The sequence below is a fragment of the Ensifer aridi genome, assembly GCF_002078505.1.
GTDB classification, from domain to species: Bacteria; Pseudomonadota; Alphaproteobacteria; order Rhizobiales; family Rhizobiaceae; genus Sinorhizobium; species Sinorhizobium aridi.
Genome location: NZ_LUAV01000032.1, coordinates 325,430 through 351,533 on the forward strand (window position 1 = coordinate 325,430; position 26,104 = coordinate 351,533).

23 protein-coding genes are annotated in these 26,104 nt (G+C 63.0%); 15 read left to right on the forward strand and 8 right to left on the reverse strand.

The annotated features are described in order from the left end of the window. Window positions 1-173: 173 nt before the first annotated feature. From urtA to AYK65_RS23985, 13 genes are all read left to right on the forward strand, one after another. Window positions 174-1,466 (forward strand): urea ABC transporter substrate-binding protein, encoded by a 1,293-nt coding sequence (gene urtA / locus AYK65_RS23925; RefSeq protein WP_046117347.1) that lies wholly within the window; start codon window positions 174-176, stop codon window positions 1,464-1,466. 192 nt (window positions 1,467-1,658) lie between these two features. Next, entirely contained in the window at window positions 1,659-3,272 is a 1,614-nt protein-coding gene (gene urtB, locus AYK65_RS23930) for an urea ABC transporter permease subunit UrtB (protein ID WP_081161309.1), read from the forward strand. After that, the gene (gene urtC / locus AYK65_RS23935; protein ID WP_081161311.1) at window positions 3,269-4,444 is read left to right on the forward strand and encodes an urea ABC transporter permease subunit UrtC; all 1,176 of its coding nucleotides are present in this window, start codon (window positions 3,269-3,271) and stop codon (window positions 4,442-4,444) included. Before urtB ends, urtC begins: the two co-directional genes overlap by 4 nt. Window positions 4,445-4,449: 5 nt before the next feature. Beyond that, window positions 4,450-5,202, forward strand: coding sequence for an urea ABC transporter ATP-binding protein UrtD (gene urtD / locus AYK65_RS23940; RefSeq protein ID WP_081161314.1), 753 nt, complete (start codon window positions 4,450-4,452; stop codon window positions 5,200-5,202). A 16-nt stretch (window positions 5,203-5,218) separates the two neighbouring features. Further along, window positions 5,219-5,914: an urea ABC transporter ATP-binding subunit UrtE gene (urtE, locus tag AYK65_RS23945; protein ID WP_081161317.1), complete on the forward strand. Its 696-nt coding sequence runs from the start codon at window positions 5,219-5,221 to the stop codon at window positions 5,912-5,914. Window positions 5,915-6,150: 236 nt separating this feature from the next. After that, entirely contained in the window at window positions 6,151-6,543 is a 393-nt protein-coding gene (locus tag AYK65_RS23950; protein ID WP_026615617.1) for a BRA0787 family protein, read from the forward strand. 374 nt (window positions 6,544-6,917) lie between these two features. Continuing rightward, window positions 6,918-8,042 (forward strand): sugar ABC transporter substrate-binding protein, encoded by a 1,125-nt coding sequence (locus tag AYK65_RS23955; RefSeq protein ID WP_026615616.1) that lies wholly within the window; start codon window positions 6,918-6,920, stop codon window positions 8,040-8,042. A gap of 74 nt (window positions 8,043-8,116) precedes the next feature. Next, the gene (locus tag AYK65_RS23960) at window positions 8,117-9,664 is read left to right on the forward strand and encodes a sugar ABC transporter ATP-binding protein (protein ID WP_081161319.1); all 1,548 of its coding nucleotides are present in this window, start codon (window positions 8,117-8,119) and stop codon (window positions 9,662-9,664) included. Continuing rightward, the gene (locus AYK65_RS23965; RefSeq protein ID WP_026615614.1) at window positions 9,661-10,641 is read left to right on the forward strand and encodes an ABC transporter permease; all 981 of its coding nucleotides are present in this window, start codon (window positions 9,661-9,663) and stop codon (window positions 10,639-10,641) included. Before AYK65_RS23960 ends, AYK65_RS23965 begins: the two co-directional genes overlap by 4 nt. Then, window positions 10,638-11,630 (forward strand): ABC transporter permease, encoded by a 993-nt coding sequence (locus AYK65_RS23970; RefSeq protein ID WP_046117344.1) that lies wholly within the window; start codon window positions 10,638-10,640, stop codon window positions 11,628-11,630. Before AYK65_RS23965 ends, AYK65_RS23970 begins: the two co-directional genes overlap by 4 nt. A 55-nt stretch (window positions 11,631-11,685) precedes the next feature. Then, on the forward strand, window positions 11,686-12,669 hold the full coding sequence (locus tag AYK65_RS23975) for a substrate-binding domain-containing protein (RefSeq protein WP_081161322.1): 984 nt from the start codon (window positions 11,686-11,688) through the stop codon (window positions 12,667-12,669). A gap of 190 nt (window positions 12,670-12,859) precedes the next feature. Further along, entirely contained in the window at window positions 12,860-13,486 is a 627-nt protein-coding gene (locus tag AYK65_RS23980; RefSeq protein ID WP_026615611.1) for a hypothetical protein, read from the forward strand. Between the two features lie 304 nt (window positions 13,487-13,790). Further along, complete coding sequence (locus tag AYK65_RS23985; RefSeq protein WP_063769935.1) at window positions 13,791-14,828, forward strand: flavodoxin family protein; 1,038 nt, start codon at window positions 13,791-13,793, stop codon at window positions 14,826-14,828. A 127-nt stretch (window positions 14,829-14,955) separates the two neighbouring features. On the opposite strand, the gene AYK65_RS23990 is transcribed toward AYK65_RS23985, so the two are convergent. The 5 genes from AYK65_RS23990 to AYK65_RS24010 are packed head-to-tail and all read right to left on the reverse strand — an operon-like array spanning window position 14,956 to window position 19,981. Further along, entirely contained in the window at window positions 14,956-16,221 is a 1,266-nt protein-coding gene (locus AYK65_RS23990; protein ID WP_081161325.1) for an ABC transporter substrate-binding protein, read from the reverse strand. 23 nt (window positions 16,222-16,244) lie between these two features. Then, window positions 16,245-17,081, reverse strand: a complete 837-nt coding sequence (locus AYK65_RS23995) for a carbohydrate ABC transporter permease (RefSeq protein WP_026615609.1) — start codon at window positions 17,079-17,081, stop codon at window positions 16,245-16,247. Then, window positions 17,078-17,989: a carbohydrate ABC transporter permease gene (locus tag AYK65_RS24000; RefSeq protein ID WP_026615608.1), complete on the reverse strand. Its 912-nt coding sequence runs from the start codon at window positions 17,987-17,989 to the stop codon at window positions 17,078-17,080. The genes AYK65_RS23995 and AYK65_RS24000 overlap by 4 nt, the downstream gene beginning before the upstream one ends. Next, on the reverse strand, window positions 17,982-19,148 hold the full coding sequence (locus AYK65_RS24005) for an ABC transporter ATP-binding protein (protein WP_046117340.1): 1,167 nt from the start codon (window positions 19,146-19,148) through the stop codon (window positions 17,982-17,984). Before AYK65_RS24005 ends, AYK65_RS24000 begins: the two co-directional genes overlap by 8 nt. After that, the gene (locus tag AYK65_RS24010) at window positions 19,145-19,981 is read right to left on the reverse strand and encodes a metallophosphoesterase family protein (RefSeq protein WP_046117339.1); all 837 of its coding nucleotides are present in this window, start codon (window positions 19,979-19,981) and stop codon (window positions 19,145-19,147) included. The genes AYK65_RS24005 and AYK65_RS24010 overlap by 4 nt, the downstream gene beginning before the upstream one ends. Window positions 19,982-20,356: 375 nt before the next feature. Between AYK65_RS24010 and repA the strand changes: the two genes are divergently transcribed. Both repA and repB read left to right on the forward strand, forming a co-directional pair. Next, entirely contained in the window at window positions 20,357-21,619 is a 1,263-nt protein-coding gene (gene repA / locus AYK65_RS24015) for a plasmid partitioning protein RepA (protein WP_081161386.1), read from the forward strand. A 3-nt stretch (window positions 21,620-21,622) separates the two neighbouring features. Further along, entirely contained in the window at window positions 21,623-22,675 is a 1,053-nt protein-coding gene (gene repB, locus AYK65_RS24020) for a plasmid partitioning protein RepB (protein WP_046117338.1), read from the forward strand. A 202-nt stretch (window positions 22,676-22,877) separates the two neighbouring features. Here the strand turns inward: repB and AYK65_RS24025 are convergent, their stop codons facing one another. The 3 genes from AYK65_RS24025 to AYK65_RS24035 are packed head-to-tail and all read right to left on the reverse strand — an operon-like array spanning window position 22,878 to window position 25,935. Continuing rightward, a complete protein-coding gene (locus AYK65_RS24025; protein ID WP_046117337.1) occupies window positions 22,878-24,041 on the reverse strand; it encodes a Gfo/Idh/MocA family protein in 1,164 nt (387 codons plus the stop codon). A 25-nt stretch (window positions 24,042-24,066) separates the two neighbouring features. Beyond that, a complete protein-coding gene (locus AYK65_RS24030) occupies window positions 24,067-24,990 on the reverse strand; it encodes a TIM barrel protein (protein ID WP_081161327.1) in 924 nt (307 codons plus the stop codon). 30 nt (window positions 24,991-25,020) lie between these two features. After that, window positions 25,021-25,935 carry a sugar phosphate isomerase/epimerase family protein gene (locus AYK65_RS24035; protein ID WP_046117335.1) on the reverse strand — a complete coding sequence of 305 codons (915 nt, stop codon included), beginning with the start codon at window positions 25,933-25,935 and terminating at the stop codon, window positions 25,021-25,023. Window positions 25,936-26,104 lie beyond the last annotated feature (169 nt).

Genomic DNA, 26,104 nt, shown 5'->3' on the forward strand with positions numbered 1-26,104 from the left:
ATCTTTGCTGCCGGCAATCCCGGCAGCTTTAGCTGGAGCTTCCTTCTTCCCCCCTCCACCTACGTAGAATGACGTATGTGCAGTGCAACGCCGCTCGCTGAATATCCCTCCAGCAACGGCAAGGAGAACGAACACTCCGTTGCGGCGACCAGAACTAGAGGGGTTCAAATCAGATGACTATCAGGGCACGCGTCACCGGCGCATTCCTCGCTGCCGTCCTTTCGACGACCGCGTTCAACGGCGCCTTCGCCGCCGAAGACACGATCAAGGTCGGCATCCTTCATTCGCTTTCGGGAACCATGGCGATCTCCGAAACGACGCTGAAAGATGCCATGCTGATGCTGATCGAGGAGCAGAATAAGAAGGGCGGTCTGCTCGGCAAGAAGCTCGAAGCGGTCGTCGTAGACCCGGCTTCGGACTGGCCGCTCTTTGCCGAAAAGGCGCGTGAGCTCATCTCGGTCGACAAGGTTTCGGCGGTCTTCGGCTGCTGGACCTCGGTGTCGCGCAAATCCGTGCTGCCGGTCTTCGAGGAACTGAATTCGATCCTTTTCTATCCAGTCCAATACGAAGGTGAAGAAAGTCAGCGCAACGTCTTCTATACCGGTGCCGCGCCGAACCAGCAGGCGATCCCCGCCGTCGACTATTTGATGGAGAACGAAGAGGTCGAGCGCTGGGTGCTCGCCGGCACCGACTACGTTTATCCGCGCACGACCAACAAGATCCTCGAGGCTTATTTGATCGCCAAGGGTGTCAAGCCCGAAGACATCATGATCAACTACACGCCCTTCGGCCATTCCGACTGGCAGACAATCGTCTCGGACATCAAGAAGTTCGGCTCGGCCGGCAAGAAGACGGCCGTGGTCTCCACGATCAACGGCGACGCCAACGTACCCTTCTACAAGGAACTCGCCAACCAGGGCATCAAGGCCGAGGATATTCCGGTGGTCGCCTTCTCGGTGGGCGAGGAAGAGCTTGCCGGCCTCGACACCGGGCCGCTCGTCGGCCATCTCGCCGCCTGGAACTATTTCCAGTCGGTCGACAATCCGACCAATGCCGAGTTCATCGAGACCTGGAAAGCCTACACCAAGAACGACAAGCGGGTCACCAACGACCCGATGGAAGCCCACTATATCGGCTTCAACATGTGGCTGAAGGCGGTCGAGAAGGCCGGCACTACCGACACCGACGCCGTGCTCGACGCGATGATCGGCATCTCGGTGCCGAACCTCTCCGGCGGCTATTCGACGATGATGCCGAACCACCACATCACCAAGCCGGTGCTGATCGGTGAAATCCAGTCGGACGGCCAGTTCGAAACGGTCTGGGAGACGCCCGGCCTCGTCGTCGGCGACGAATGGTCCGACTACCTGCCGGACTCGAAGGATCTGATCTCCGACTGGCGCGCGCCGATGTCCTGCGGCAACTTCAACGTCGCCACCGGCAAATGCGGCGGCAAGGGCTCCTGATTTCATGACGAAGACATGTTCCAGGAGGTAGCCGCGGTATGGCTGCCCCCTGAGCGGCACTTTTCATGACGAACCGATAGCCCGGAATACCCTCCGTCCGAAAGCGTCCATTCGGACGGAGGGACTTGCGTCAGAGATGCGGACAGTTTGCGGTTTCCCGCCCGCGTCTCACCTCCCTGAATCGAGAAGCCAATGTACCGCATCATCCAATCCGTGCTGGTTGCCTTGCTCCTCCTTGCCGCAGTCCCAACCGGGCTCCGAGCGGAGGACGGATTGCGCGACCTGGTCAACGCGCTCGGCGAAGCGAAGCTGTCCGAGGTCGACGAGCACATCGCGGCATTGGCGAAGACCGGTGATCCCAAGGTCGTGCCCGTCCTCGAAGCGCTCGGCGAAGGCAACCTCTACGCCCGCAAAGCCGATGGCCAGGTGTTTCTGACGAAGGAGAGCGGCTCGAACCTGACGCTTACCGATCCGGTTTCCGGCGAAAGCGCCGGCGAAGCGCCGAAGGCGTCCCTCTCGAAGGTCAAGGTCAACAACAGCGTGCGCCGCGCGGTGCGCACGGCCCTCGGCAGCCTGACGCTCCTGAGCCCGGACCGCAATGCGCGTCTCAAGGCCGTGCAATCCGTCCTGCAGTCGCCCAATGCCGACGCGCTCGGCGCTATCGAGAATGCGCTTGCCGCCGAGAAGGACGGCGAGGTCCGCGCTATGCTCGAACAGGCGCGCGCCACAACCCTCATCATCTCCGATCGGCCGACCGAGGAGAAGAAAGAGGCAGTACGGCTCCTCAAGGAGAACGGCGGCCGCGAAGCGCTTTCGATTCTTTCATCCGCCCTTGGTTCGGCCGACGAGACCCTCAAGCCGGATATCGAGGCGGCGCTCGCCAGCATCGAGCAGACGCAAGCGCTATGGGCGGCCGGCCAGAACGTCTGGTACGGCCTGTCGCTCGGCTCGGTGCTGCTATTGGCGGCGATCGGCCTTGCCATCACCTTCGGCGTCATGGGCATCATCAACATGGCGCATGGGGAGATGGTGATGCTCGGCGCCTACACGACCTTCCTCGTTCAGGAGGTGTTGCGCACATCCTTCCCGGCGCTCTTCGACTGGTCGCTTGCAATCGCCCTGCCGCTTGCCTTCATCGTCACCGGCACCGTCGGGCTGGCGATGGAGCGCGGCGTGATCCGTTTCCTTTACGGCCGGCCGCTCGAGACGCTGCTTGCCACTTGGGGCATATCGCTGATCCTGCAGCAGTCGGTGCGCTCGATCTTCGGGCCGACCAACCGCGAGGTCGGCAACCCGTCCTGGATGTCCGGCGCCTTCGAACTCGGCGGCCTGACGATCACCTGGAACCGCCTCTGGATCATCGTCTTCGCGCTCGCCGTCTTCGCCGGGCTGCTCTTTCTTTTGAAGAAGACGCCGATGGGCCTGCAGATGCGGGCGGTGACGCAGAACCGCCGCATGGCGTCCTCCATGGGCATCCGCACGCCATGGGTCGATGCGCTGACCTTCGCGCTCGGCTCCGGCATTGCCGGCATGGCTGGCGTCGCGCTCTCGCAGATTGACAACGTCTCGCCCAATCTCGGCCAGGGCTACATCATCGACAGCTTCATGGTCGTGGTCTTCGGTGGCGTCGGCAACCTCTGGGGCACGCTCGTCGGCGCCTTCTCGCTCGGCATCCTCAACAAGTTCCTGGAGCCCTATGCCGGTGCTGTGCTCGGCAAGATTCTCGTGCTCGTGCTGATCATCCTCTTCATCCAGAAGCGGCCGCGCGGGCTGTTCGCACTCAAGGGCCGGGCCGTGGAAGCATGATCACCTCGTTTCTCGTCAAATCGCTGGACCGCACCATCGTCATCGCTGTGGCGGTCCTGCTTGCGCTTGCCGCCCTCGTTCCGGCACTCAACCTCCTGACGGCGCCGGACCATCCGCTGCATGTGCCGACCTATCTCGTCTCGCTCTTCGGCAAGTACCTGACCTATGCGCTTCTGGCGCTGGCGCTCGATCTCGTCTGGGGCTTCTGCGGCATTCTCTCGCTCGGTCACGCCGCCTTCTTCGCGCTCGGCGGCTATGCCATCGGCATGTATCTGATGCGCCAGATCGGCGCGCGCGGCTCCTACGGCAACCCGCTGCTGCCGGACTTCATGGTCTTCCTCAACTGGAAGGAGCTGCCGTGGTTCTGGTACGGCTTCGACATGTTCTGGTTCGCGGCCCTGATGGTCGTCGTCGTCCCGGGGCTCCTCGCCTTCGTCTTCGGCTGGTTCGCCTTCCGCTCGCGGGTCAACGGCGTCTATCTCTCGATCATCACCCAGGCGATGACCTATGCCCTGCTGCTCGCCTTCTTCCGCAACGACATGGGCTTCGGCGGTAATAACGGGCTGACCGACTTCAAGGACATCCTCGGCTTCAACATCCAGGCGGACGGCACGCGTGCCGCGCTCTTTGCCGCCTCGGCGTTGGCGCTTGCCGCCTCTCTCGTCATCACCTCCGGCATCGTCCGCTCGAAATTCGGCAAGGTGCTGGTGGCGCTGCGCGATGCGGAAAGCCGCACACGGTTCCTCGGCTACCGCGTCGAGCACATGAAACTCTTCGCCTTTACCGTCTCGGCGATGATGGCCGGTATTGCCGGCGCGCTCTATGTGCCGCAGGTCGGCATCATCAATCCGGGCGAGTTCGAGCCCGGCAATTCGATCGAGGTCGTTATCTGGACCGCGGTCGGCGGCCGTGGCACGCTGATCGGCCCGATCATCGGCGCCATCCTCGTCAATGGCGGAAAAAGCATCTTCACCGCCGCCTTTCCGGAATTCTGGCTCTTCGCGCTCGGCGGGCTGTTTGTTCTGGTCACGCTGTTCCTGCCGAAGGGCGTGGTCGGCACCGCGCGGCACTATCTTGCAAAACGCCGTGCCTTCCGCGCGTCCGCCCGCAAGGAAAACGAGAATGGCAAAGAGGCGAGCCTCCCGGCCGCCGAATCCTTGGCCGCGGAGTGAGCGTCATGACCGAGAAGAAACCGAAAAGCCTGCTCTATCTCGACGGCGTCTCCGTCTCCTTCGACGGCTTCAAGGCACTGAATTCGCTGTCCTTTATCGTCGAGCCAGGGGAACTGCGCGCGATCATCGGCCCGAACGGCGCCGGCAAGACGACGATGATGGACATCATCACCGGAAAGACACGGCCCGACGAGGGCGAGGTCTTCTTCAAGGGCGATATCGACCTCACGAAGAAGGACGAGGCGGAGATCGCCCAGCTCGGCATCGGCCGCAAGTTCCAGAAGCCCACCGTGTTCGAGAACCACACGGTCTGGGACAATCTGGAGCTGGCGCTCAATCGCAGCCGCGGCGTCTTCGCGACGCTGTTCTATCGCCTGACTGGAGAGGACAAGGACCGCATCGAGGAGATTCTCGCAACCGTGCGGTTGACGGCGCGCCGCGATGATCTCGCCGCCAATCTCTCGCACGGCCAGAAGCAATGGCTAGAGATCGGCATGCTGCTCGCACAGGAGCCGGAACTCCTGCTCGTCGACGAGCCGGTCGCCGGCATGACCGACGCGGAGACGGCGGAAACCGCGATCCTGCTCAGGGAAATCGCCAAAACCCGCTCAGTCGTCGTCGTCGAACACGACATGGGCTTCGTCCGTGATCTGGGCGTCAAGGTCACCTGCCTTGCAGAGGGATCCGTGCTGGCGGAAGGGTCCATCGACTTCGTCAGCAACGATCCGAAGGTGATCGAAAACTATCTCGGCCGCTGAGCGGGAGGATTAAACGATGTTGAGCGTCGAAAACGTCAGCCTGCATTACGGCGCCGCCCAGGCGCTCCGCAACGTCTCTTTCAAGGCCGAAATGGGCAAGATCACCTGCGTGCTCGGTCGCAACGGTGTCGGCAAGTCGAGCCTGCTTCGGGCAATCACCGGCCAGCATCCGGTGAGTTCGGGCGCGATCTCCTTCAACGGCGTTTCGCTTGACGGGCTGGCGCCGTTCCGCCGCGCCAAACAGGGCGTCGGCTATGTGCCGCAGGGCCGCGAAATCTTTCCGCTGCTGACGGTTAAGGAGAATCTCGAGACCGGCTACGCGCCGTTAAAGCGGGCCGACCGTTCGATCCCTGAGGATATCTTCAGCCTGTTTCCGGTGCTGAAAACCATGCTCGGCCGACGCGGCGGCGACCTTTCCGGCGGCCAGCAGCAGCAGCTCGCGATCGCGCGCGCGCTTGTCACCCGCCCGAAAATCCTCGTTCTCGACGAGCCGACGGAAGGCATCCAGCCGTCGATCATCAAGGATATCGGCCGCGCGATCAAATATTTGAGGGACTCGACCGGCATGGCGATCCTGCTCGTCGAGCAATATCTCGATTTCTGCCGCGAGCATGCCGATCAAGTCTATATCATGGACCGCGGCGCCTTCGTGCACGAGGGAGCGCCCGAGACACTCGACACGCCGGATGCGCGACGGCATCTGACGGTGTAGCCGGGTTTTCCACAGGTAGATTATTCTAGCAATTCAGCGGCTTGCACCTTCCGGTGAGCATGCCTTGCTGTTGGAGCACGATAAAAAATCCACTGCTTTAATCGATTGTATTTGCCCCCGGCCCAGCTTTGAACCATACTGCCGCTGCACGTTTTATGAACGCGCATCACAATCCGTCATCGCTGACAGAATTGGCCATTTCGCGTTTCCGGCCTAACCAATCGGAGGAGACCCTAATGACGAATTTGCTGCCCGCCCTTTATGAGGGGCATGCCTCGATCACCCTCCAGACTCTCTTCAGAGATGCGCTCGAAGCCTATGACGACTGGGAGGAAGGGATGCCCGAGCCGATCGTTTCCTTCGAAGGCAAGGTGCTTCCGATCAGCGATGTCTTCGAGTGGATGAAACCCTGCACCGACATCATGCCCGCCAATATGCTCGGCATTGTCACCGACCGGCTGACCAAGCCCTGGAACGGCGAGGGCCCGCTCGACGAGATGACCTTTTCCACCGCAGCGCGCGTCATGTCCATTCTCGTCAGGCGCCGTGTCAGACGCTTCGGCCGCGGTTCTATCGAGGCTTTTGCCGATCGTTTCAGCCAGACCATGCACCCCGGACAACAAAGCTGAGCCGCGAGCCCGCAAAACAGCGCTGCCGAGGCTGCGCTGTTTTGCATTCGCCGGACAGTGTGGGTCTTCTGGTCCCGGGCTTCGGCAGCTTTACATAAGATATTGGTAGCGCTACCATTTCGCTCGACGCCCCGGGAGGAGCCTGTCTGGCGTCATTGGACTCGCGTATCGATATGTCGTGCCGGATCGGCGACTGAAGCAAATCTGGGTTTCAGAACTCGGAGACCGAGAGGATGCTTCGGAAAGCTCCGGGGCGTTCCTCGTGTACGAGTGAATCTCCGGTGCTTCGGGCCGCAGACGTGTCTGCGGCGAGTAATCGATGTCTGGATCCTCTTTCGATGCCCTGTCCCAGCAAGATAACGGGAGGGAATTCGATGACCGGAAAATTCCTCAGCGGCATTCTCACGGCCGCTGCAGTCGCGCTTCTATCCACCACCGCCGCCGCAGAACCTGAAATCGTCAGCGGGCCTTCGGCCGATCCGGATTGCTTCGCACCCTGGTCGTCCGAAACGAAATTCTTCAAATTCCCGAAGAAGGAAGGGCCCTATCGGATCGCCCTCGCCAACGGCTATATCGCCAACACCTGGCGCATCCAGATGATCCAGACGGCCAAGGCCTATGCCGCACAGCCGGACGTTGCGGCCAAGCTCAAGGAATTCAAGGTCGTCTCGACGGGCGAGGACGTCCCGGCCCAGATCTCGGCGATCAACAACTTCATCGACTCCGGCTATGACGCGATCATCGTCAATGCTCAGAACCCGACCGCTTTCGGCCCGGTCATCAAGCGGGCGAAGGAAGCCGGCGTCGTTCTCGTCGCCTTCGACAACATCCTAGATACCGAGGACGCCATCAACGTCAATGTCGACCAGAAGGGCCTCGGCGTGCTTTGGGCCAAGTGGCTCGCCAAGCATCTGCCGGAAGGCGGCAAGATCCTCGAGGTCCGCGGCGTCCCCGGCACCTCCGTCGACACCGACCGGCATAACGGCATCCAGGAGACATTCGCCGCGACGGGCAAGAAGTGGGACGTCGTCGAGGTGCTCGGTAAATGGGACGATCCGACGGCGCAGAAGGCAACGGCCGATGCGATTGCCGTGCACAAGAAATTCGACGGCATCACCGCGCAGGGCGGCGACACCGGCGTCGTGCAGGCGATGATCGATGCCGGCCATCCTTTCGTGCCCTTCGGCGGCGAGACCGAGAACGGTTTCCGCAAGTTCTGCGCCAAGCACTCGGCCGACGGGCTGAAGTGCTCGTCCGCCGGCACCGGCCCCGCCCAGGTTGCCGTCGCCATCAAGACGGCGATTGCGGCCCTCGAGGGTGAGGTGGTGCCGCAGTCGATCAAGCTGCCGCTGGCGATCGTCGAGGATCCGAACTTCAAGGAGGGCCAGGATTATTATCCGGACCAGTCCGACAATTTCTTCGTCGGCAATGCCTTCCCGACCTGCGACATCAACTTTACCGCCCAGGAGATCATGGGTCAGAGCAAGGAGAACCAGTAGGTTCCCGTTGAACAACTGAGGCGCATGCCGCATGTGCGCGGCATGCGCCGGCAACCCACGCTCCGAGGCACCCCATGACCGCAGCAGAGACACCGCCGCCGCTCATCCGCATGGAAGGCGTATCGAAGCGCTATGGCGGTGTCCGCGCTCTGGAGAATGCGCAGTTGGAGGTCGCGCCCGGCGGGATTCACGCGATTCTCGGCGAGAACGGCGCCGGCAAGTCGACGCTCATCAAGATCATGGCTGGCGTGGTGGCGGCGGACGAAGGCCGTATGCTCTTCGACGGTCGCGAAGTGAACTTCCGCTCGCCGGCCGAAGCGGCGGCGGCAGGGATCGCCTGCGTGTTCCAGGAACTTTCGCTGATCCCGGACCTGAGCGTCGCCGACAACATCGTCATTTCCAACCCGCCTCGCCGTTTCGGCATGATCGACCGACGCGCTCAGCGCGCAATTGCGGAGGAGGCCCTGGCGCGCGCGGGTGCCGAGGACATCCACCCTCGCGCCGCGGTGAAGGATCTGCCGCTCTCGCGCCGGCAAATGGTGGAGATCGCCAAGGCGCTCACCGTAAAGCCGCGCGCGCTCATCCTCGACGAGGCGACCTCGGCATTGACGGCCGGCGACGTCGCGAAGGTCTTCGCGGTGCTCAAGCGCCTGCGGGAGGAAGGTCTTGCCCTGCTTTACATCTCGCATCGCATGCATGAGATCGCCGAACTTGCCGACACCTGCACGGTGTTTCGCAACGGCCGCAATGTCGCGACCTTCGAGGCAGGGACGCGCAGCAACGGTGAGATCGTCGAAATGATGATCGGGCGCGAATACAGCCACGTCTTTCCGCCGAAAGCCATCCGGATGGCAGAGCCCGCAAAGGCGCCCGTGCTCGAATGCCGCAATCTCGGCTGGACCGATCGCCTGCGCGACATTTCGCTTACGGTCGGTGAGGGTGAGGTCGTCGGCCTTGGCGGCCTCGAGGGCCAAGGCCAGCGGCTGCTTCTCCTCGCTCTCTTCGGCGTGCTTCGCGGGACCACGGGCTCCGTGCTGATCGACGGGGCGCCGGTGACGATCAGCAGCCCGGCCACGGCGCGCAAATCGCCGCTGTCGATGGCGCTCATCCCGGAGGACCGCAACACGGAAGGATTGATGCTGCCGATGACGGTGCGCGAGAACCTTTCCTTTGCCGCCCTCGACCGGGTTTCGCGCGGCGGCGTCATCGATCGGGACAAGGAGGAGCGTCTGATCGACGACATGGTGCGTCTCCTGGAGATCAAGACCGCCGGCCTCGACGTGCCCGTCGGCGCGCTCTCCGGCGGCAATCAGCAGAAGGTCGTCATCGCCAAATGGCTGATGCGAACGCCTCGGATTATCCTGCTCAACGACCCGACCCGCGGCATCGACGTCGGTACGAAGCAGGAGCTCTACCAGTTGCTGCGGCGTCTGGCCGAGTCCGGCGCGGCGATCCTTTTCTATTCGACCGACTACGACGAACTGATCGGCTGCTGCGACCGAGTGCTGGTCCTCTATGACGGGCGCGTCGTCCGTGAACTCGAGGGCGGCGAGATCACCGAACGGGCGCTGATCGCAAGCGCCCTCAACGTTCAGGCAGGGCAGGAGGGGACGGCGGTATGAGCGAATGGCGCTTCTGGCTGAACGAACAGCGCGGCACATTGATGGGGCTTGCGATTTTTCTGGTGATGTTCGTCGTTTATGTCGCCAACCACCCGGCCGGCTTCACAGCGAACGTCGTCCATACGGCCGCCAACAAGGGCGTGCTGCTCGCCTTTGTGGCGATGGCGCAGGCGCTGGTGGTGATCACCGCCGGCATCGACCTGTCGGTCGGCATGATCTTCGTTCTCACCAATTGCATAGCATCCTGGATTGTCGTCGGGGCAGCGGTACCGAGCGCCCTCGGCGTCGTCGCCGTGCTGGCGGCCGGCATGCTCTGCGGTGCGGTCAACGGGCTCCTGGTGATCTACGGCCGTCTGCAGCCGATCGTCGCGACCATCGCCACCGGAGCCGTCTATTTCGGCCTGGCGCTGTTGCTGAGGCCGTTTCCCGGCGGCTCCGTCAACGAGGAACTCGCCGACGCTCTGACCGGACGGCTCTTCGGCGTCATCCCGTCGAGCCTTGTCGCGCTGACGGCGGTCGTGCTGATCGTCTGGTTGCCCTTCCGGCGCTCGGTCGTGGGCCGGGCGGCTTACGCGGCGGGCTCTTCCGAGCCGGCGGCCTTCATGTCCGGCATGCCGATCCGGCGCGGCAAGTTCGCGGCCTATCTCCTCGGCGGCTTGCTCGCCGGCATGGGAGGTCTGTTCCTCACCTTCTTCACCTATACCGGCGAGGCCGCCTATGCCAGCGGCAGCGCCTATACGCTCTGGTCGATAGCCGCAGTCGTGCTCGGCGGCGTGTCGCTTTATGGCGGGCGCGGCAGTGCCGTCGGGGCGATCTTCGGCGCCTTTGCCGCCCGCACCACCGGCGACATGCTGTTCGCCTTCGACGTCGAACCGCTCTGGCAGCCCCTGCTCCAGGGCATCGTGCTGATGATCGCCGTCAGCATAGGCTCGCTCGCCCTGTTGCGTGTCCGAAACCGTCTGGATTGGTTCCAATGAGCGAGACGTCCGAGCGCCGCATGTCGATCAGGGCGCGCCTGCCCGGCTTTCTCCGCCGCGCGGACCCCGCCGTCGTCACCGCCTTCGGCTGCATTCTGCTGCTGCTCTTCCTCGGCAGTCTCTATTCCAGCAATTTCCTCTCGCCCGATTATCTGCTGCAGCAGCTCAAGGTCGCCTCCTTCCTCGGTGTCGTCGCCGCGGGGATGATGGTCGCCATCCTTCTCGGCCACATCGATCTTTCCGTCCCTTGGGTGATGACGGCCGGTGCGATGATGGCCTGTGCCGTCGCCGGTTTCGGCGACACCGGCTCCGTTGCCGCCATTCCTGCCGGCGTGCTTTGCGGGGTGGCCTTCGGGCTGTTGAACGGCATCGGAGTGGCTTTCCTGCGCATCCCTTCGATGATCGTGACGCTCGCGTCGAATGTCGTGGCGCAGGGACTGATGGTCGTTTACACCGGCGGCTTCTCGCCGCAGGATTCGGCCCCGCCTGCCGTACGGTGGCTCGCGACCGGTGCGGTTGTTCCGGGCCTCCCGAATGCGATTCTCGTCTGGGGTGGGGTGAGCGTCGCGATGGTGTTCCTGCTCACCCGCACCGCCTTCGGGCGGGCCGTTTACGGCATCGGCAACAGTGAACGCGCCGCCTTTCTCTCCGGGGTCGGCACGCGCCGTGTCATCATGACCGCTTTCGTCATCTCCGGCGCCTTGAGCGCCTTCGGCGGCGTGCTTCTGGCCGGCTATGCCTCGAAGGCGGCGCAGGCAATGGGCGACCCTTATCTGCTGCCGTCGATCGCAGCGGTCGTGCTCGGCGGCACCTCCATCCTCGGCGGACGGGGCTCCTATTTCGGCACGGTCGCTGGCGTCATCCTGATCACCCTCCTGCAATCCATCCTATCGGTCATGCAGATGCCGGAGGCCGGCCGGCAGATCGTCTACGGTGTCGTCATCATCGTCATGCTCTTGCTTTACGGCCGTGCGCCGCCGAACCGGTGACCTACACTTCGGGACCATTCACCCCGCTGTCATGAAAGCGCGATAGGCGGAGGGGATGGTGACACTGCAACAGATAGCCTTTCACGCCGGCTGCTCGCTGGCGACGGTTTCGCGCGCCTTGAAAGGCGAGGGGCCGGTCAGCGACGAGATGGTGCGGCGGGTGCGCCGCGCCGCAGCCGAACTCGGCTACAGGCCTCCGTTTTCTGCAGGAGCGAACGCGCGCAATCGCCCGGTCGTTGGTGTATTGGTCCCAAGCGTGACCAATCCGGTCTTCGCTGCTTCTCTCGGCGGCATCCAGCATCGCATGCAGGCTGCCGGACATGGTGTCCTGATCGCCCAGTCGAACTACGATCCGGCCTCAGAAGCGCGGGCGGTCGCCGCGCTTCTCGAACAGCGGCCGACAGGGCTGATCCTGACGCTCTGCAATGCCGAGACAAGCGAGGCGCTTTCGGCAGCCCTGCCGCCGACGATCCTGCTCAACAACCGCCCGGTTCCGCGCTTTCCTGCGGCGGTGACGGTCGACAATCATCGCGCTGGCCGCGAGATCACCCGCCACATCCTCACCCACGGGCATCGCCGCATTCTGTTCGTTTCCGGGCATTTCGCCTCCTCCGACCGCGCGCGTCTGCGTTACGAAGGCTATTGTGCGGCAATGGACGAGGCCGGGGATGCGCCGCTTCCCGCAATGGAGATCCCCTTCGTCGATGGTTACGAGCAACTGGATCTCTCCGGAGTGATGGAAGGGTTCCAGCCCACCGCGGTCGTCGCGTCCAACGACCTGCTCGCGCTCGGCGTCGTCGGTGCGCTGCGGCGGGAGGGGCTTTCCGTCCCGAACGACGTTTCCGTTGCAGGCTTTGACGGGATCGCCATCGGCCGGCTGATGAGCCCTTCTCTGACGACGATGGCGATGCCGGACGGCGATATGGGCGTGGCCGCGGCGGCCATGCTGCTCGATATCGCCGAAAATGCCCTGCAGTGCCGGCACCTCTGCCTCGACCACCGGCTTTATTCGGGCGGGACCGTGAGGATGGCGGCATGAAGTGCGTGCCGGCATTAGCGGCAGTCGGGGCCGACAAGTCAGCCCGTCGCCTCGACCAGAAAACTACGCCAAAATAAGAGCGGGCCGATTGAAGCTGTCCAGGCGCCTCTCGTGCCCTCACGAGATCTCGATTTTACCGACGTCGTTCCGCGCATTAGGCTTTAACCAGGAACTTTCAGGGAGGTTAGCCATGAAACGCCGGCTGGTATTAGTCATGGCCGCACTGGCCTGTTCGGTGATCTCATCTCATGCTCAAGACACTTCAATGAGCTTCTTCGTCACCAGCACAAACCCGGGGAAGGGTGGAGATCTCGGAGGACTTGCAGGCGCCGATGCCCATTGCAGCGCGCTGGCAACGGCCAGCGGCTCGACCGGTAAGACCTGGAGAGCCTATCTCTCCACCGACACCGAGAATGCCAAGGATCGCATAGGGACAGGTCCCTGGTACAACGCCAAAGGCGAAAAGATCGCCGACGACGTCACCTCACTTCACAGCGATCGCAACAATCTGACGAAGCAGACGGCGCTCAACGAAAAAGGCGAAGTCATCCCCGGCCGCGGTGACAGTCCGAACCGCCATGACATTCTCACCGGCTCGAAGCCTGATGGGACAGCAGCGCCGGAAACCTGCGGCAACTGGACCATGGGCGGCGCGGAAGGCGCAGCTATCGTTGGCCACAGCGACCGCACCGGCTTGGACGACTCGGATGCGGCAAAATCATGGAACTCTTCGCATTCGACCCGAGGTGGCTGCTCACAGGAGGCATTGCGGAGCACCGGTGGAGACGGTCTCATCTACTGCTTCGCAGCCAACTGAGATCACGCGTGGTCCTCGAAACAAGTGCGGATCAACATTGGCCTGTTACTCGCAGGGCCTGACGGGTGGGGCGGGCCTATTTAGGTCCAATCGCCGCAACATGCTCATAGCCAGCGCGCGTTGAAGCACACCCAAACAAGCGTTAGCGGCGATCTAGGCATGCGCGGGCGCCCGGAACAATCGCGGGCGTGCCCGATTACACGTGACAAGCTTGGTATACAGGAATTGGAAGATGGCTAAAGGCACGGGGACGAGATCTTCGCCGGCAGTGCTCGGGCCGCGAAAGGGAACGCCAAGCCCCAGGCTGGCGGAGACCGAGTTTCGCCGCCGCTTCCTCAGCCGGTTTCAGGACCCGGCCTTTGATAATCTGCGATCGGAATTGGACAGGATCGCATCGGCGGCGTGGGACGCTTATAAGCATCAGCGAAAGGCACCTCACACCCGCAAGGCTGGACCTGCCTTTAAGGATCCGGACTACGAGTTATCCGTCGATTGGCTTGCGGCGCGCGATGCCGTTCATGCTGCGCAAGAGCGTCACTTGGAGACCGACGGTCCAGCGCGCATCCTTTTGATAAGTGGGTCCTCCCGCAGCGAACACACTTGTCCCGGCGAAATGTCGAAATCCTACCGACTGATGAGGATCGCGCAGGAAACTATGGACCACACCGCCGGGGTGAAGACGACCGTTCTCGAATTGCATCGCCTCGCCGCCGAATATGGGCGGATGATTCATCCTTGCAAGGCCTGCTTTTCCACATCGCCGGCTCTCTGTCATTGGCCATGCTCCTGCTATCCGAACTATTCGCTTGGACAGGTCCATGACTGGATGAACGAGATCTATCCGATGTGGGTTGAGGCGCATGGCATTATGATCGTCACGCCGGTCAATTGGTATCACGTGTCTTCGCCGATAAAATTGATGATGGACCGGCTGGTTTGCGCCGACGGCGGCAACCCTGACCCCACCTCGACCAAGGGCAAGGATGCGACGCTCGCCAAGGCGCTTGAGCTTGAAGGCTGGAGCTATCCCCGACATCTCGCCGGGCGGATCTTTTCCGTAGTGGTGCATGGTGATGTGGAGGGCGTCGAAAACGTTCGGCGCAGCCTGTCGGACTGGCTTTGCTACATGCATCTCGAACCCGCCGGCCCATTGGCTGAGCTGGATCGTTATATCGGCTATTGGAAACCTTACGCGCTCAGCCACGAAGAATTGGATGCCGACGAGGCGGTGCAGGAAGAGGTCCGCAACGCGGCACGGACATTGGTGGAGGCGGTTACGGCCAAGCGCGCTGGAAAGCTGGTTTCGGCAGGAGGAGGGCTTTCGCAACCACGACAGAAGTAGTCGAAGGTTCGCGCCTGCAAGGGCTCAATTTAGAGCCTACCGCATGTTCCTTAAATCGGCTGGGCTTTAAGGCAACATGCAGCAGGCGCGCTCAAGACGGATTCTCGCGAAGGCGATGGTGTGCAGCTCAGCTCCGCGGCAACAGACTTTCCACTTCCGCGGCCGCGTCGTTGAGCGCTTCCTCAGGCGTTGCCGACTGCTCGACGACGCGGGACAGGTTCTCGACAATCGTCTGGGTGACCTTGACGCCGTTGGTGCCCGGGAAGGCGTACCAGGGGATCATGCGCGGCATCTGCTCGAGGCCGGCGCGGAAGAGCGGGTTTTCCTTGTAGAAGTTGGCGAGGTATTCCGGCGACTTGGCCGCAAGCTCGTTGTTCGGCACGTAGCCCGTGCCGGGAACGACGACCGAAGCGCCATAGGGGCCGGCGGCGAACTTGGCGAACTTCCAGGCCGCTTCCTGCTTTTCCGCGTCGCGCGTCAGGATCACGACGGCGTTGCCGCCTGTCGGCAGCTTGCCGTTCACCGGGTCGATCAGCGGGATCGCCGCCGTGCGCAGGTCGAACTTGCCGCCGACATTTTTGATCGTGTTGCGGAGTGCCCCGGTCGTCTGGAAGGCGAAGCCGATCTTGCCCGCCACGAAAGCCTGCTCGCCGGCCTGCTTCGTCAAGACCGGCAGGCCGCCTTCCTTCACCATGCGGTCGAGCACTTCGATCGCCTTCAGGCCCTCCGGACCGTTGAAGGCGACCTTCGTCTCGTCTTCGTTGAGCATGTGGCCACCCGCGCCGAAGAGGAGGGCCGAGAACATCCAATCGTCACCCTGCCAGCGGAAGTCGATACCTTCGACGCCGTCGCCGAGCGCTTTGATCTTGCCGCCGAGCGCGATCACCTCATCCCACGTCTTTGGCGGATTGTCCGGGTCGCCGCCGGCTTTGCGGACGAGATCGGCATTGTAATACATGATCGGGTTGGAGGTCGCGAAGGCAAGGCCCACCTGCTTGCCGCCGATCTGGGCGAGCTTCAGGATGTTTTCCGAGAAGCCCTGCTCGGTCATGTTGCCGTCTTTTGCGATAAAGGGGCCGAGGTCGACTGGAATGTCGCGCTCGTTGACCATGCGCAGGCGGTTCAAGCCGATGAAGGTGACGTCGGGCATCTCGGCGGTGCCGGCCTGGCGCATGATCGTCTGGATGCCTTCCTCGTAGGTCGCGGAAGGATTGGCGAAGGTGATCTTGATCCCCGGATTTTCCTCCATGAACTTCTTCGAGATCGTGTCCATCACGTCCTTGAAGAAGCCGGGCATCGGGTAGTGCACCGTCAGAACCGTTTCGGCCTGAGCCGGAACGGCGAAGGTGATCGACACCGCAGCGGCGGCGAGAAATTGCCTGAAATGTTTCATGACGCTCTCCTGGTTTTAACCGGTCAGCCCTTGAGACCGGTCATGGTGATGCCCTCGACGAAGCGCTTCTGCGCGATGAGAAACGCGGCGACGAGGGGAAGGGTGATGATCAGCGTGGCGGCCATCAGCGCGCCGTAGTCGTCGCCGGCTTCGGCCGCGCGGAAGAAGAGGAGACCGAGCGGCGGGGTGGCATAGTCCTGGTTGCTGACGACGACCAGCGGCCAGAACAGGTCGTTCCAATGCGCCACCACCGAGAAGATCGCGAAGGCGGTGATCGCCGGCCAGGCATTCGGCACCACGACGCGCGCGACGATTCCGATTTCGGACATGCCGTCGAGGCGCGCGGCCTGGATCAGATCGTCGGGGAGCGCACGGAAGAACTGCAGGAACAGGAAGATCGCGAAAACCGAGATCGAGAAGGGCGCGACGAGGGCCGTGTAACTGTTGAGCACGGCGAGCCGATCGAAGGCGACATAGAGTGGCAGGGCCGTCGCATGGATCGGCACGAGCAATCCCAGCATCACCAGCACCATCATGAGGCGCGCGGCGCGGAATTTGAGCTTCGCCATGGCATAGGCGCAGGGGATGGCAACGACGACCTGGACGACGAAAATCATCGCGCAGACGATCACGCCGTTCAAAAGCAGGGTCAGCATCGAGACGCGCGACAGCGCCTTGGTGAAGTTCTCGACGTAGGACCATTGCTCGGGGATGAGCGTGAGCGAGGAGGAAAAGATCTCGCTCTGCGCCTTCCCGGCGGTCGAGATCATGAAGATATAGGGCGCGAGGAAGATGAGCGCGCCTAGGGTCAGGATGGCGAACCGCAGGATACGGCCGAGAGAAAGGCTGTGCGCGCTCATGCGTAATGTACCTTCCGGTCGAGGACGCGGTACTGCAGGAACATCAGGACGACGAGGATCGCGAGGAAGAAGACGGTCATCGCCGAGGCATAGCCGACCCGGAGATAGACGAAGCCCTCCTGGTAGATGGTGAAGAGCAGCACCTCGGACGCCTTATTCGGCCCGCCCTCGGTGAGCGTCTTCACCGTCTCGAACACCTTGACGGAGTTGATGATGCTGATCGTCGTGACGAAGAGCGTCGTCGGCCCGAGCATCGGCCAGGTGACGAGCCGGAAGCGGTCGAGCCAGGACCTGGCGCCGTCCACTTCCGCGGCGGCGTAGAGCTCGCGGGGGATAGCGGTGAGGCCGGCGAGGAACAGCACCATGTTGAAGCCGACCGACTGCCAGATGCCGATGATCGAAAGGCCGTAGAGAACGGTGCCGGAGGCGCCGAGCCAGTTCGGGCCGGCTATGCCGAACTCCGCAAGGAAGGTGTTGATCGGCCCGATGGTCGGATGAAAGAGGAATTGCCAGACTGTCGCCATGGCGACGAGCAGTGAGGCGACCGGAAGGAAATAGACGGTGCGGAAGAAGGCCTTTGCGCGCGTTTCCGCCTCGATCAGCAGCGCGATCGCGAGCGCCAGCACCATCGAGACCGGCGTGACGATCGCTGTGTAGACGGCCGTGTTCCAGAGCGAGCGGCGGAAGGTGCGGTCGCCGATGAGCTCCGCGTAATTCTCGAAGCCGACGAAGCGAAAACCGCCATAGCCGAGCTCGAAATCGGTGAAGCCGAGGACGATGACGGCGAGAGTCGGCAGCAGGATGAAGAGGAAGAGGAGAGTAATCGCCGGAGCGGCGAGTAGCCAGGCGATCCGCGCCTCGCGCCGGTCGGCGGCCACGATCGGCATGTCCATCGCGATGCTAGCCATGGGCTTTCTCCAGCGTCGGGGCGACTGCGACCGTCCTCGCCTGCAGCCGTTCGCCCGTCATCGCGAAGAGCATCGCCCGATCCGGTTCGATTTCGACCGACACCGGCATGCCGTCAGACAGCACCGAGGCTTCAACCGGCGTGACCTTGGCGACGATCGCTTCGCCGATGGCATCGAGCCTCGTATGGACGATCACTTCCGAGCCGAGAAACTCGGTACGTTCGACACGCGCCTTGAGAGTGCCATTTGGGTTTCCGTTCAGACGGACAAATTCGGGGCGCACGCCAAGCATCACGGCCGCATCGCGCGGGGCGGAGTTCTCGACCGCAAGCGTGAGCGCGCCGAAGCGGACCACGCCGGACGCATCCATCCGGGTTTCCACCACGTTGATGCGTGGCTGGCCGAGAAACCGCGCAACGTCGATATGGGCGGGATCGTCATAAATTTCCTGCGGCGGCGCGAGCTGCAGGAGCGTGCCGCCGATCATCACCGCGACGCGATCGGCCATCGACAGCGCTTCGGATTGGTCGTGGGTGACGTAAAGCGTTGGCACGCCGGCGCGGCGATGAAGCTCGACGATCTCGCCGCGGGCGTGGACGCGGAGATTCGCATCGAGGTTGGAGAGCGGCTCGTCCATCAAGAAGACGCTCGGGTGGCGGACCATGGCGCGGGCGAGCGCCACGCGCTGGCGCTGCCCGCCCGACATCTGGCCGGGCTTTCGGTCGAGCAGATGGTCGATCTTGAGGGCGGCGGCCATCTCCTTGACCTGTCGCTGGATGTCGGCACGAATCTGGCGTTGGCCCGGGAGAAGGTTGCCGATGAACGGGAAGCGCTGCACGGCCGTCAGGCGCCGCATGGCGAGCGGCACGGCGACATTCTGGCCGGCGGTTAGATGCGGATAAAGGGCATAGGACTGGAACACCATAGCGACGTTGCGGTCCGCAGCGGCGACCGACGAGACCTCGCGCCCGCTGATGACGATCTCGCCGCCATCCGCATGGTCGAGCCCCGCCATGATGCGGAGCAGAGTGCTCTTGCCGCAGCCGGAGGGTCCGACGAGCGCGATGAACTCGCCCTCTTCCGCCTCGAGGCTGACGCCCTTGAGGATCGCGTTGCCGCCAAAGCATTTGGCGATGTTGCGGAGCGCGAGAATGCTCATTGTGCCGCCTCCGCGAGCTTCCTGGCGTGGTGCGGGTAGACCTCGTGGATCACGTGATCGATGACGTACGGCTTTAGTCCCGGCACTGCGACGATCTCGCTTTCGATGTGTTCGTCGCCGAGATGGTGAAGCACCCCGCCGACGAGGCGCTCGCCGGGCATTTCCCGCTCCAGCGTATCGATGATGAAGGAGGTCGGCGGTGCCCAGAGGAGGTCAGTGCCCGCATGATGACCTCGCCAGGCCCAGTGCAGATGGCCGCTGGCATGAAGCGCGACATCGCTTCTGGCCATTAACTCGTAGAGCCGCCGGCGCTGACGCGGCCGCACGCTCCAGTAGCCGGTATCGCCTTCCCCGGGATCATCGACAAAGAGCGGCTTATGGGCAAAGAGAGCGACACGACGGCCGGAGCATTCGGCAAGCACCTGCTCCAGCCATTGAAACTGCTTCTCTTCTTCCGCATCGTCGAGACCGAGAAGGAGGCTATTGAGGCCGATCAGCCGCCATTTGCCGTGGTCGGAGACCCAGTAGTCAGGTCCGACAAGCTTACGCCAGCGGGCAAGCCGCTCCGCGTCGACCGGCTGGTCCGAGCCGGGCAGGTGGCCGACATCGTGATTGCCCGGCACGATCAGCACCGGCACCGGCAGTCTTCGGATGAGCTCGACCGAAAAGGCGATGTCGTCCTCCTGATCGGCGCCGTCGATCGTGAGGTCGCCGGTATGGACGACGAGGTCGGCGCCCACAGTTTCGATCCAGCGGGCAACGGGCTCCCAATTGTCGTTGAAGTGCGTCTTGGAAGGGCTGAGATGGGTGTCACTGATCTGGACGATCTTCATGGGAGCGTGGCCTCCGGGGATGGTTTGAGGCACCGCGCGAGAAGCATATGGTCCCGCTCAGCGCCGCTTGGGCGCCTTCTTTAGGGGGCTCTGATGTCAGTTTGGTAACAGCCTTTCTCAGTTGTTTTTCAGTTCCTCCATGAAAGCTTCATTCTTCCGGAACATCGCCGAGGCGCGAAACGGACATCCGAGAAATGGGTTGACGCGAATCAGAGGATGAATCATTCCTCTAACGGATTAGACCGCATCTCGCGTATTTCGACGTAATTCAGGGATTGTTCTGTTAAGGGCTGCGGCGAGCGCATGTGCGCCAACGGCGAGGGGTGACCTTTGTCCAAGGCCGTCGAAGGCGAAACGCACGAGGGGATTTTGATAATGGATATGACGGGATCGGTGGCCGAGACGGCAAGCGCAAGCGGCGCAGCATATCGCAGGCCCGCCGACGAGGCGATCGCGGCGGACGCGCGGGCGCTTTCCGAACAGTTGAAGGCGATGCGCGACCGCCTGTTTGCGCCAACGGCAATGAAAACGCTCCGCAGCTTCACCTCCGGCGAGGCCGCCAAGCTGATCGGCGTCTCCGACGGTTATCTCAGGCAATTGTCGCTCGCGGGCGAGGGGCCGCAGCCCGACACCGGCATCGGCGGGCGGCGCTCCTATTCGCTCTCCGACATCAACGCGTTGCGCCGCCATCTTGCCGAACAGGCGCTCGCCAAAGCCAATGGGATCAAGGCGCGCGGCTATCTGAAGTGGCGCGATCCGGCGAGGGGCGAGCACCTGCAGGTGATCTCGGTCACCAATTTTAAGGGTGGCTCCGGCAAGACGACGTCGTCCGTCCACCTCGCGCAATATCTTGCTTTGACCGGTCATCGGGTGCTGGCGGTTGATCTCGACCCGCAGGCCTCGCTTTCGGCGCTGTTCGGCTACCAGCCGGAGCTGGACCTGACCGGCAACGACACGCTCTACGGCGCGATCCGCTACGACGCCGAGGCGCGGCCGCTGAAAGAGATCATCCGTAAGACCTATTTCGACGGGCTCGATCTGGTGCCCGGCAATCTCGAACTGCAGGAGTTCGAGCATACGACGCCGCAGGCTTTGAGCGCCCGCCAGAGCGGCTCCGATGCGGGGCCGCTCTTCTTCGCCCGGGTGCAGGCGACGCTCGCAAGTGTTGCCGACGAGTACGACGTTGTCGTCATCGATTGCCCGCCGCAGCTCGGCTATCTGACGCTCTCGGCGCTCTGCGCCTCGACCTCGGTCATTGTCACCGTGCATCCGCAGATGCTCGATGTCGCCTCGATGAACCAGTTCCTCTACATGACCTCGGACCTCCTGAGCGTCGTGCGCGAGGCGGGCGGCGATCTCAATTTCGATTTCCTCCGCTATCTCGTCACCCGCTTCGAACCCAATGATGGGCCGCAGGCGCAGATCGTCGGCTTCATGCGCTCCCTTTTCGGCGACCGGGTGCTGACCTCGGCCATGGTGAAGTCGACGGCAATTTCGGATGCGGGCCTGACTAAGCAGACGCTCTACGAGGTTGGCCGCGAGAACTTCACCCGCGCCACCTATGACCGGGCGATCGAGTCGCTCAACGCCGTCAACGGCGAGATTGAGGCTCTCATTCACGCGGCCTGGGGGCGCTAAGACATGGCGGGCAACAACCGGAAGAACGAATTGCGCGCGCTTTTCATGGGAGGCGCGCCTGCATCGCCCACGCAGGCCCCGGCGGACCAGCCCGACGCGTTGACACCTGTCAACAACCAGCCCACGCCGAACGCGCACCGGGCCGCATCCGGCGCAGTCAAGGCCATGGGGCTTTCGCTGGGCAGCATCACGCGGGAGGCCGAGGAGGCGCGCGCGCTCCGAAAGGCGCTGACCCAGGGCGAACGCATCGTCGCGCTCGATCCCGCCCTTGTCGAGGCTTCTTTCGTCGAGGACCGGCTGACCGACGCGGAGGTCGACGATCCGGACTTCCTGGCGCTCGTCGAGAGCATTCGCGAAAACGGCCAGCAATCGCCGATCCTCGTCCGTCCGCATCCGGAGAAGCAGAGCCATTACCAGACCGCCTACGGCCATCGCCGCCTGAAAGCGGTGCGCCGGCTCGAGTTGCAGGTACAGGCGATCGTCCGGCCGCTGACGGACGACGAACTGGTACTCGCCCAGGGCAAGGAAAACGCCGAGCGGCGCAATCTTTCGTTCATCGAACGGGCGCTTTTCGCTTCCGCACTCGTCGCCCGCGGCTTCGACCGCAAGGTGATCGGCGATGCGCTCGCCGTGCAGAAGAGCGAATTGTCGCGCCTGCTGCAGGTGGCCGAGAGCGTCCCGCACCATGTAGCTCGCGCCATCGGTCCGGCGCCGAAGGCCGGCCGCGAGCGCTGGATGGCGATCGGCACGCTGCTTGAGGGGGAGGAGGCGCGGGCGCAAGCGGAGGATGAGATTGCCTCGTCTCGCTTCCGCGCCGCCGAGACCGACCAGCGCTTTCAGCTCGTCTTCAACCGCTTGTCGCAGAACGATAAGCCGGAGCCGGAGAAGCCGGAGGAACTGAAAGACGAGGCGGGGCGGGTGTTCGCACGGCTGAGGCTCGACGGTAAAGCGCCCAGGATCGAGTTCCTGCCGGGTACCCACCCGGCCTTCCTCAAGGAAGCGATAGCGATGCTGGCGAAATGGCACGCGACCTTCGTGGAGAACCAAAAGTCATAGCTGTTGGAGCGTGTAATTTGCCCCTCACCCTAGCCCTCTCCCGGCACGCGGGGCGAGGGGATCAGGTCGCCGTTTGCTGCTATTGGCTGCCGCTCTCTTGCGGTGTGATAGGCCGCCGCGAGCCCCCTTCGCCCCGCTTGCGGGGTAAGGTGGCCGGCAGGCCGGATGAGGGGGAAATACGGGCTGAAACCGCCCGACACTTTCACTCGTAATCGACCCAAATCCCGCCCTGGTCCGCCGATCGAACACAATTCTCAACCCATCGGACACCTTCGAGGCCCGCATCGATGCCTGGAAAGCAGAGGTTCTCGATGCCGTCCGGCGCGAGCCCGCGGTTGTCGTTGATCGCGAGAGCGAAGCGGCGGTAGAGATTGGCCCAGGCCTCGAACAGGCCCTCCGGGTGGCCGCCGCCGATGCGGTCGTCGAGGCGGGCTTCCGGGTAGAGATAGTCCATGCCGCGCTCTAGGATGCGGACCGGTTCGCCCTGGATCTCGTAGGAGAGCTGGTTCGGCCGCTCGTCCCACCATTCGATGCTCGCTTTCGAGCCGACGATGCGGACCTTCTGGCCGTGCATCGAGCCGGCATTGACGGCGCTCGACCAGACATTGGCGACGGCGCCATTATCGTATTCCATCAGGGTTATCGCATTGTCCTCGAGCGGCGCGCGGCTCTTGACGAAGCTCTGGCGCACGCACATCAGCCGCTTGATCTTCAAATGCGGCAGGATGACTTCGGAAATATAGAGGGGGTGCGTGCCGACGTCGCCGAGCACGTAACTTGGGCCGGCGAATTTCGGGTCGACACGCCAGCGCGTGGACGGATTCTGCTCCTCGACCGGGGCACTGTGGAAGCCGTGGGCGAACTGCAGATTGACGATACGGATCTCGCCGAGATCGCGGTTCTTCACCATGGCGCGCGCCTGCTCGATCATCTGGTGACCCGCATAGCCATAGGTGACACCGACGATGAGTCCGCGCGCCTCGGCAAGCGCCTTCAATTCTTTGGCCTCCGTGACCGTGAAGCAGAGCGGCTTTTCGCAGATGACGTGGAGGCCGTATTCCAGCGCGGCCTTGCAGATCGAAAAATGGGTGTTGTTCGGCGTAGCGATGGAAACCGCCTCGATGCCGTCCGGTCGCTTCCCTTCCTCGGCCAACATCGTCTGGTAATCCGGATAGCTGCGCCCCCCGTCGAGCCCCAGATCGACGCCGAAGGAGCGGCCGCGTTCCGGGTCGAGATCGAAGGCGCCGGCGACGAGTGCAAAGGTGTCGTCGCGGAGCGCCGCCGAGCGGTGAATGTAGCCGATCTGGCTGCCGCGTCCGCCGCCGACCATGCCCCAGCGGATCGGTTTTCTCTTCTTCTCTGACATTGTGGTGTTTCCTAAGTTCCGCGATTTAAAAGCCGACCGAGCGCAGATAGTCGCGGCTTTCTTTCACGTCCGCGAGGCTGCCGGCGACGCTTAGAGGATCGCGCTCCTGCTCCACCGTGATGAAGCCGTGATAGCCGATTTCCTCGAGTGCTCGCTTAACCGCCGGGTAATCGATGACGCCGCGGCCGATCGGGCACATCACGCCTTGAGCGCAGGCTTCGAAGAAGCGGGTCCTCTCGCGGAGCACGCGGCGGAAGACTTTTTCGTCGATGTCCTTGAAGTGCACGTAGTCGAGCCGGTCGGCATATTTCCGGAGTGTGTCGACCGGGTCCATGCCGGCGTAGTAGGTGTGGCCCGTGTCGAGGCAGAAGCCAGCGACTTCCGCCGGCACGTCGTTCGCGATCCGCTCGATCTCGTCGGCGAACTCGATATAGCCGCCGGCATGCGGGTGGATGACAGCGCGTACGCCGTATTTGCTCATCGCAAGTTCGGCGATCGCCTTGATGTTGGCGACCATGCCATCCCACTCTTCATCTGAGAGCCGCGGTGCCCGGTCGGAATGGCCGGCGGCGTAATCGCGCTCGTCATGGCCCCAGTCCATCACCGTCAGGTACGGCGTCCTGTAGCGCTGTCCCGACACTTGTTCGGGCTGCGGCAGTTTGGTCGTAACGGCGCAGATTTCGTCCGTCTGGCGAAGCAGATTGGCGCGATTCTCCGGCGAGACGAGGTCGTCGAAGATCGTGCCGGCGACGATGAAGAGCTTGCGCTCCTGCAGCGCCTTGGCGACGCGTTCGGAATCGAGGGGCACGTAGCCATGGGGGCCGAGTTCGAGGCCGCCATAGCCGGCGGCGGCTGCCTCGTCGAAGACCCGCTCCCAGGCGGGCAGATTCGGGTTCTTGATGTCATCCACGCCCCAGCAGCATGGGGCCGTCGTAATTGTGATTGTCACGGGTGTTGTCCTAATTGCGTAAGGCGCCGCTTACACGCGTTTTGCCGGCCAGTATTTGTCCACGTATTTCTGGATTTCCGAGCGCATGAAGCGGCCGGACTCGTCGGCGCGATCCTCCCAGCCGAAGACGCAGGCCGTGACGATGCCGTCAAAACCGATTCCGGCAAGCGAGGAGAAGAAGACGTCCCAGTTGATCTCGCCCTGGTACATGTCCATGTGCTGATGGATCGTCACCTTGGCGCCCGGCGGGTTGATGATATAGCGCAGCCCGGAGGACGCCTTGTGGTTATAGGTGTCGGCGACGTGGACGTGGGCGATCAGCGACCCCGCATCGCGGATCATCTTCGCCATGTCGTCGCCGAAATAGAAGGTATGGGGCGCGCAATAGAGAAACTTGACGTTCTTCGAGCCAATCGTCTTCAGCATGTCGATCGCCGGATGCAGCGTCTCGCACCAGTCCTCCGGGTGCGGCTCCATGTTGAGCGTCACGCCCTCCTTCTCAAAGACCGGCACGAGCTCTTCCATCGAGCGCCACCAGGCCGCCTCGCTGTGCTCATGCGTATGCATGCCGCCGCAGCAGTTCGAGCGGTGGCTGCGGTCGGGCGAGGGGCCGCGGCCGAATTCGGAGTTCATGGTGTCGCAGCCCATCTCGACGGCTACATGAATTGCTTCCTTCCAGTAGCGGACGGCCGCCTGGCGCTCGTCCTCATGCGGGCTCGCCCAGCGATACATCGGCAGGATCGAGGCAAGCTGAACGCCGTGATCCTTCAGCGCCGACTTGAACTCGGCAATCCGCTCCTTGTGCGCGCGCGGGCGCACCCACCAGGGGAAAAAATCATCGCGCGGCGACAGCTCGATGTATTCGTAGCCGAGCTCCGCCGCCTTCCGGCACAGATCGCGGAGGTTGAGATGGCGATGCATATAGGGGTCGAGTGCGATCTTCATGGTTGCTCCTCCGTCAATCCGCTGCGCCTCGACTTAAGAGCGCCGGATGCTTCTTCTCTTCCGGATCGGTTCGGACTTTCGCAGTCCTCCCGAACTCTCTTTGAGGGTAGCGCCGATCTCAAACGGGCTCTAAATCTTCCTTGATCAAATTTGATCATTGACCGCTCAT

Bases quoted from the DNA above. Each gene is read 5' to 3' on its own strand.
- AYK65_RS23970 (WP_046117344.1), top strand. From the start codon at position 10,638: ATGAGCGAGACGTCCGAGCGCCGCATGTCGATCAGGGCGCGCCTGCCC.
- AYK65_RS23980 (WP_026615611.1), top strand. From the start codon at position 12,860: ATGAAACGCCGGCTGGTATTAGTCATGGCCGCACTGGCCTGTTCGGTG.
- repA (WP_081161386.1), top strand. From the start codon at position 20,357: ATGGATATGACGGGATCGGTGGCCGAGACGGCAAGCGCAAGCGGCGCA.
- AYK65_RS24000 (WP_026615608.1), bottom strand. From the start codon at position 17,989: ATGGCTAGCATCGCGATGGACATGCCGATCGTGGCCGCCGACCGGCGC.
- AYK65_RS23950 (WP_026615617.1), top strand. From the start codon at position 6,151: ATGACGAATTTGCTGCCCGCCCTTTATGAGGGGCATGCCTCGATCACC.
- AYK65_RS23975 (WP_081161322.1), top strand. From the start codon at position 11,686: ATGGTGACACTGCAACAGATAGCCTTTCACGCCGGCTGCTCGCTGGCG.
- urtB (WP_081161309.1), top strand. From the start codon at position 1,659: ATGTACCGCATCATCCAATCCGTGCTGGTTGCCTTGCTCCTCCTTGCC.
- urtE (WP_081161317.1), top strand. From the start codon at position 5,219: ATGTTGAGCGTCGAAAACGTCAGCCTGCATTACGGCGCCGCCCAGGCG.
- urtA (WP_046117347.1), top strand. From the start codon at position 174: ATGACTATCAGGGCACGCGTCACCGGCGCATTCCTCGCTGCCGTCCTT.
- AYK65_RS23990 (WP_081161325.1), bottom strand. From the start codon at position 16,221: ATGAAACATTTCAGGCAATTTCTCGCCGCCGCTGCGGTGTCGATCACC.
- repB (WP_046117338.1), top strand. From the start codon at position 21,623: ATGGCGGGCAACAACCGGAAGAACGAATTGCGCGCGCTTTTCATGGGA.
- AYK65_RS24010 (WP_046117339.1), bottom strand. From the start codon at position 19,981: ATGAAGATCGTCCAGATCAGTGACACCCATCTCAGCCCTTCCAAGACG.
- AYK65_RS23965 (WP_026615614.1), top strand. From the start codon at position 9,661: ATGAGCGAATGGCGCTTCTGGCTGAACGAACAGCGCGGCACATTGATG.
- AYK65_RS24005 (WP_046117340.1), bottom strand. From the start codon at position 19,148: ATGAGCATTCTCGCGCTCCGCAACATCGCCAAATGCTTTGGCGGCAAC.
- AYK65_RS23955 (WP_026615616.1), top strand. From the start codon at position 6,918: ATGACCGGAAAATTCCTCAGCGGCATTCTCACGGCCGCTGCAGTCGCG.
- AYK65_RS23995 (WP_026615609.1), bottom strand. From the start codon at position 17,081: ATGAGCGCGCACAGCCTTTCTCTCGGCCGTATCCTGCGGTTCGCCATC.
- AYK65_RS23960 (WP_081161319.1), top strand. From the start codon at position 8,117: ATGACCGCAGCAGAGACACCGCCGCCGCTCATCCGCATGGAAGGCGTA.
- urtD (WP_081161314.1), top strand. From the start codon at position 4,450: ATGACCGAGAAGAAACCGAAAAGCCTGCTCTATCTCGACGGCGTCTCC.
- urtC (WP_081161311.1), top strand. From the start codon at position 3,269: ATGATCACCTCGTTTCTCGTCAAATCGCTGGACCGCACCATCGTCATC.
- AYK65_RS24035 (WP_046117335.1), bottom strand. From the start codon at position 25,935: ATGAAGATCGCACTCGACCCCTATATGCATCGCCATCTCAACCTCCGC.
- AYK65_RS24025 (WP_046117337.1), bottom strand. From the start codon at position 24,041: ATGTCAGAGAAGAAGAGAAAACCGATCCGCTGGGGCATGGTCGGCGGC.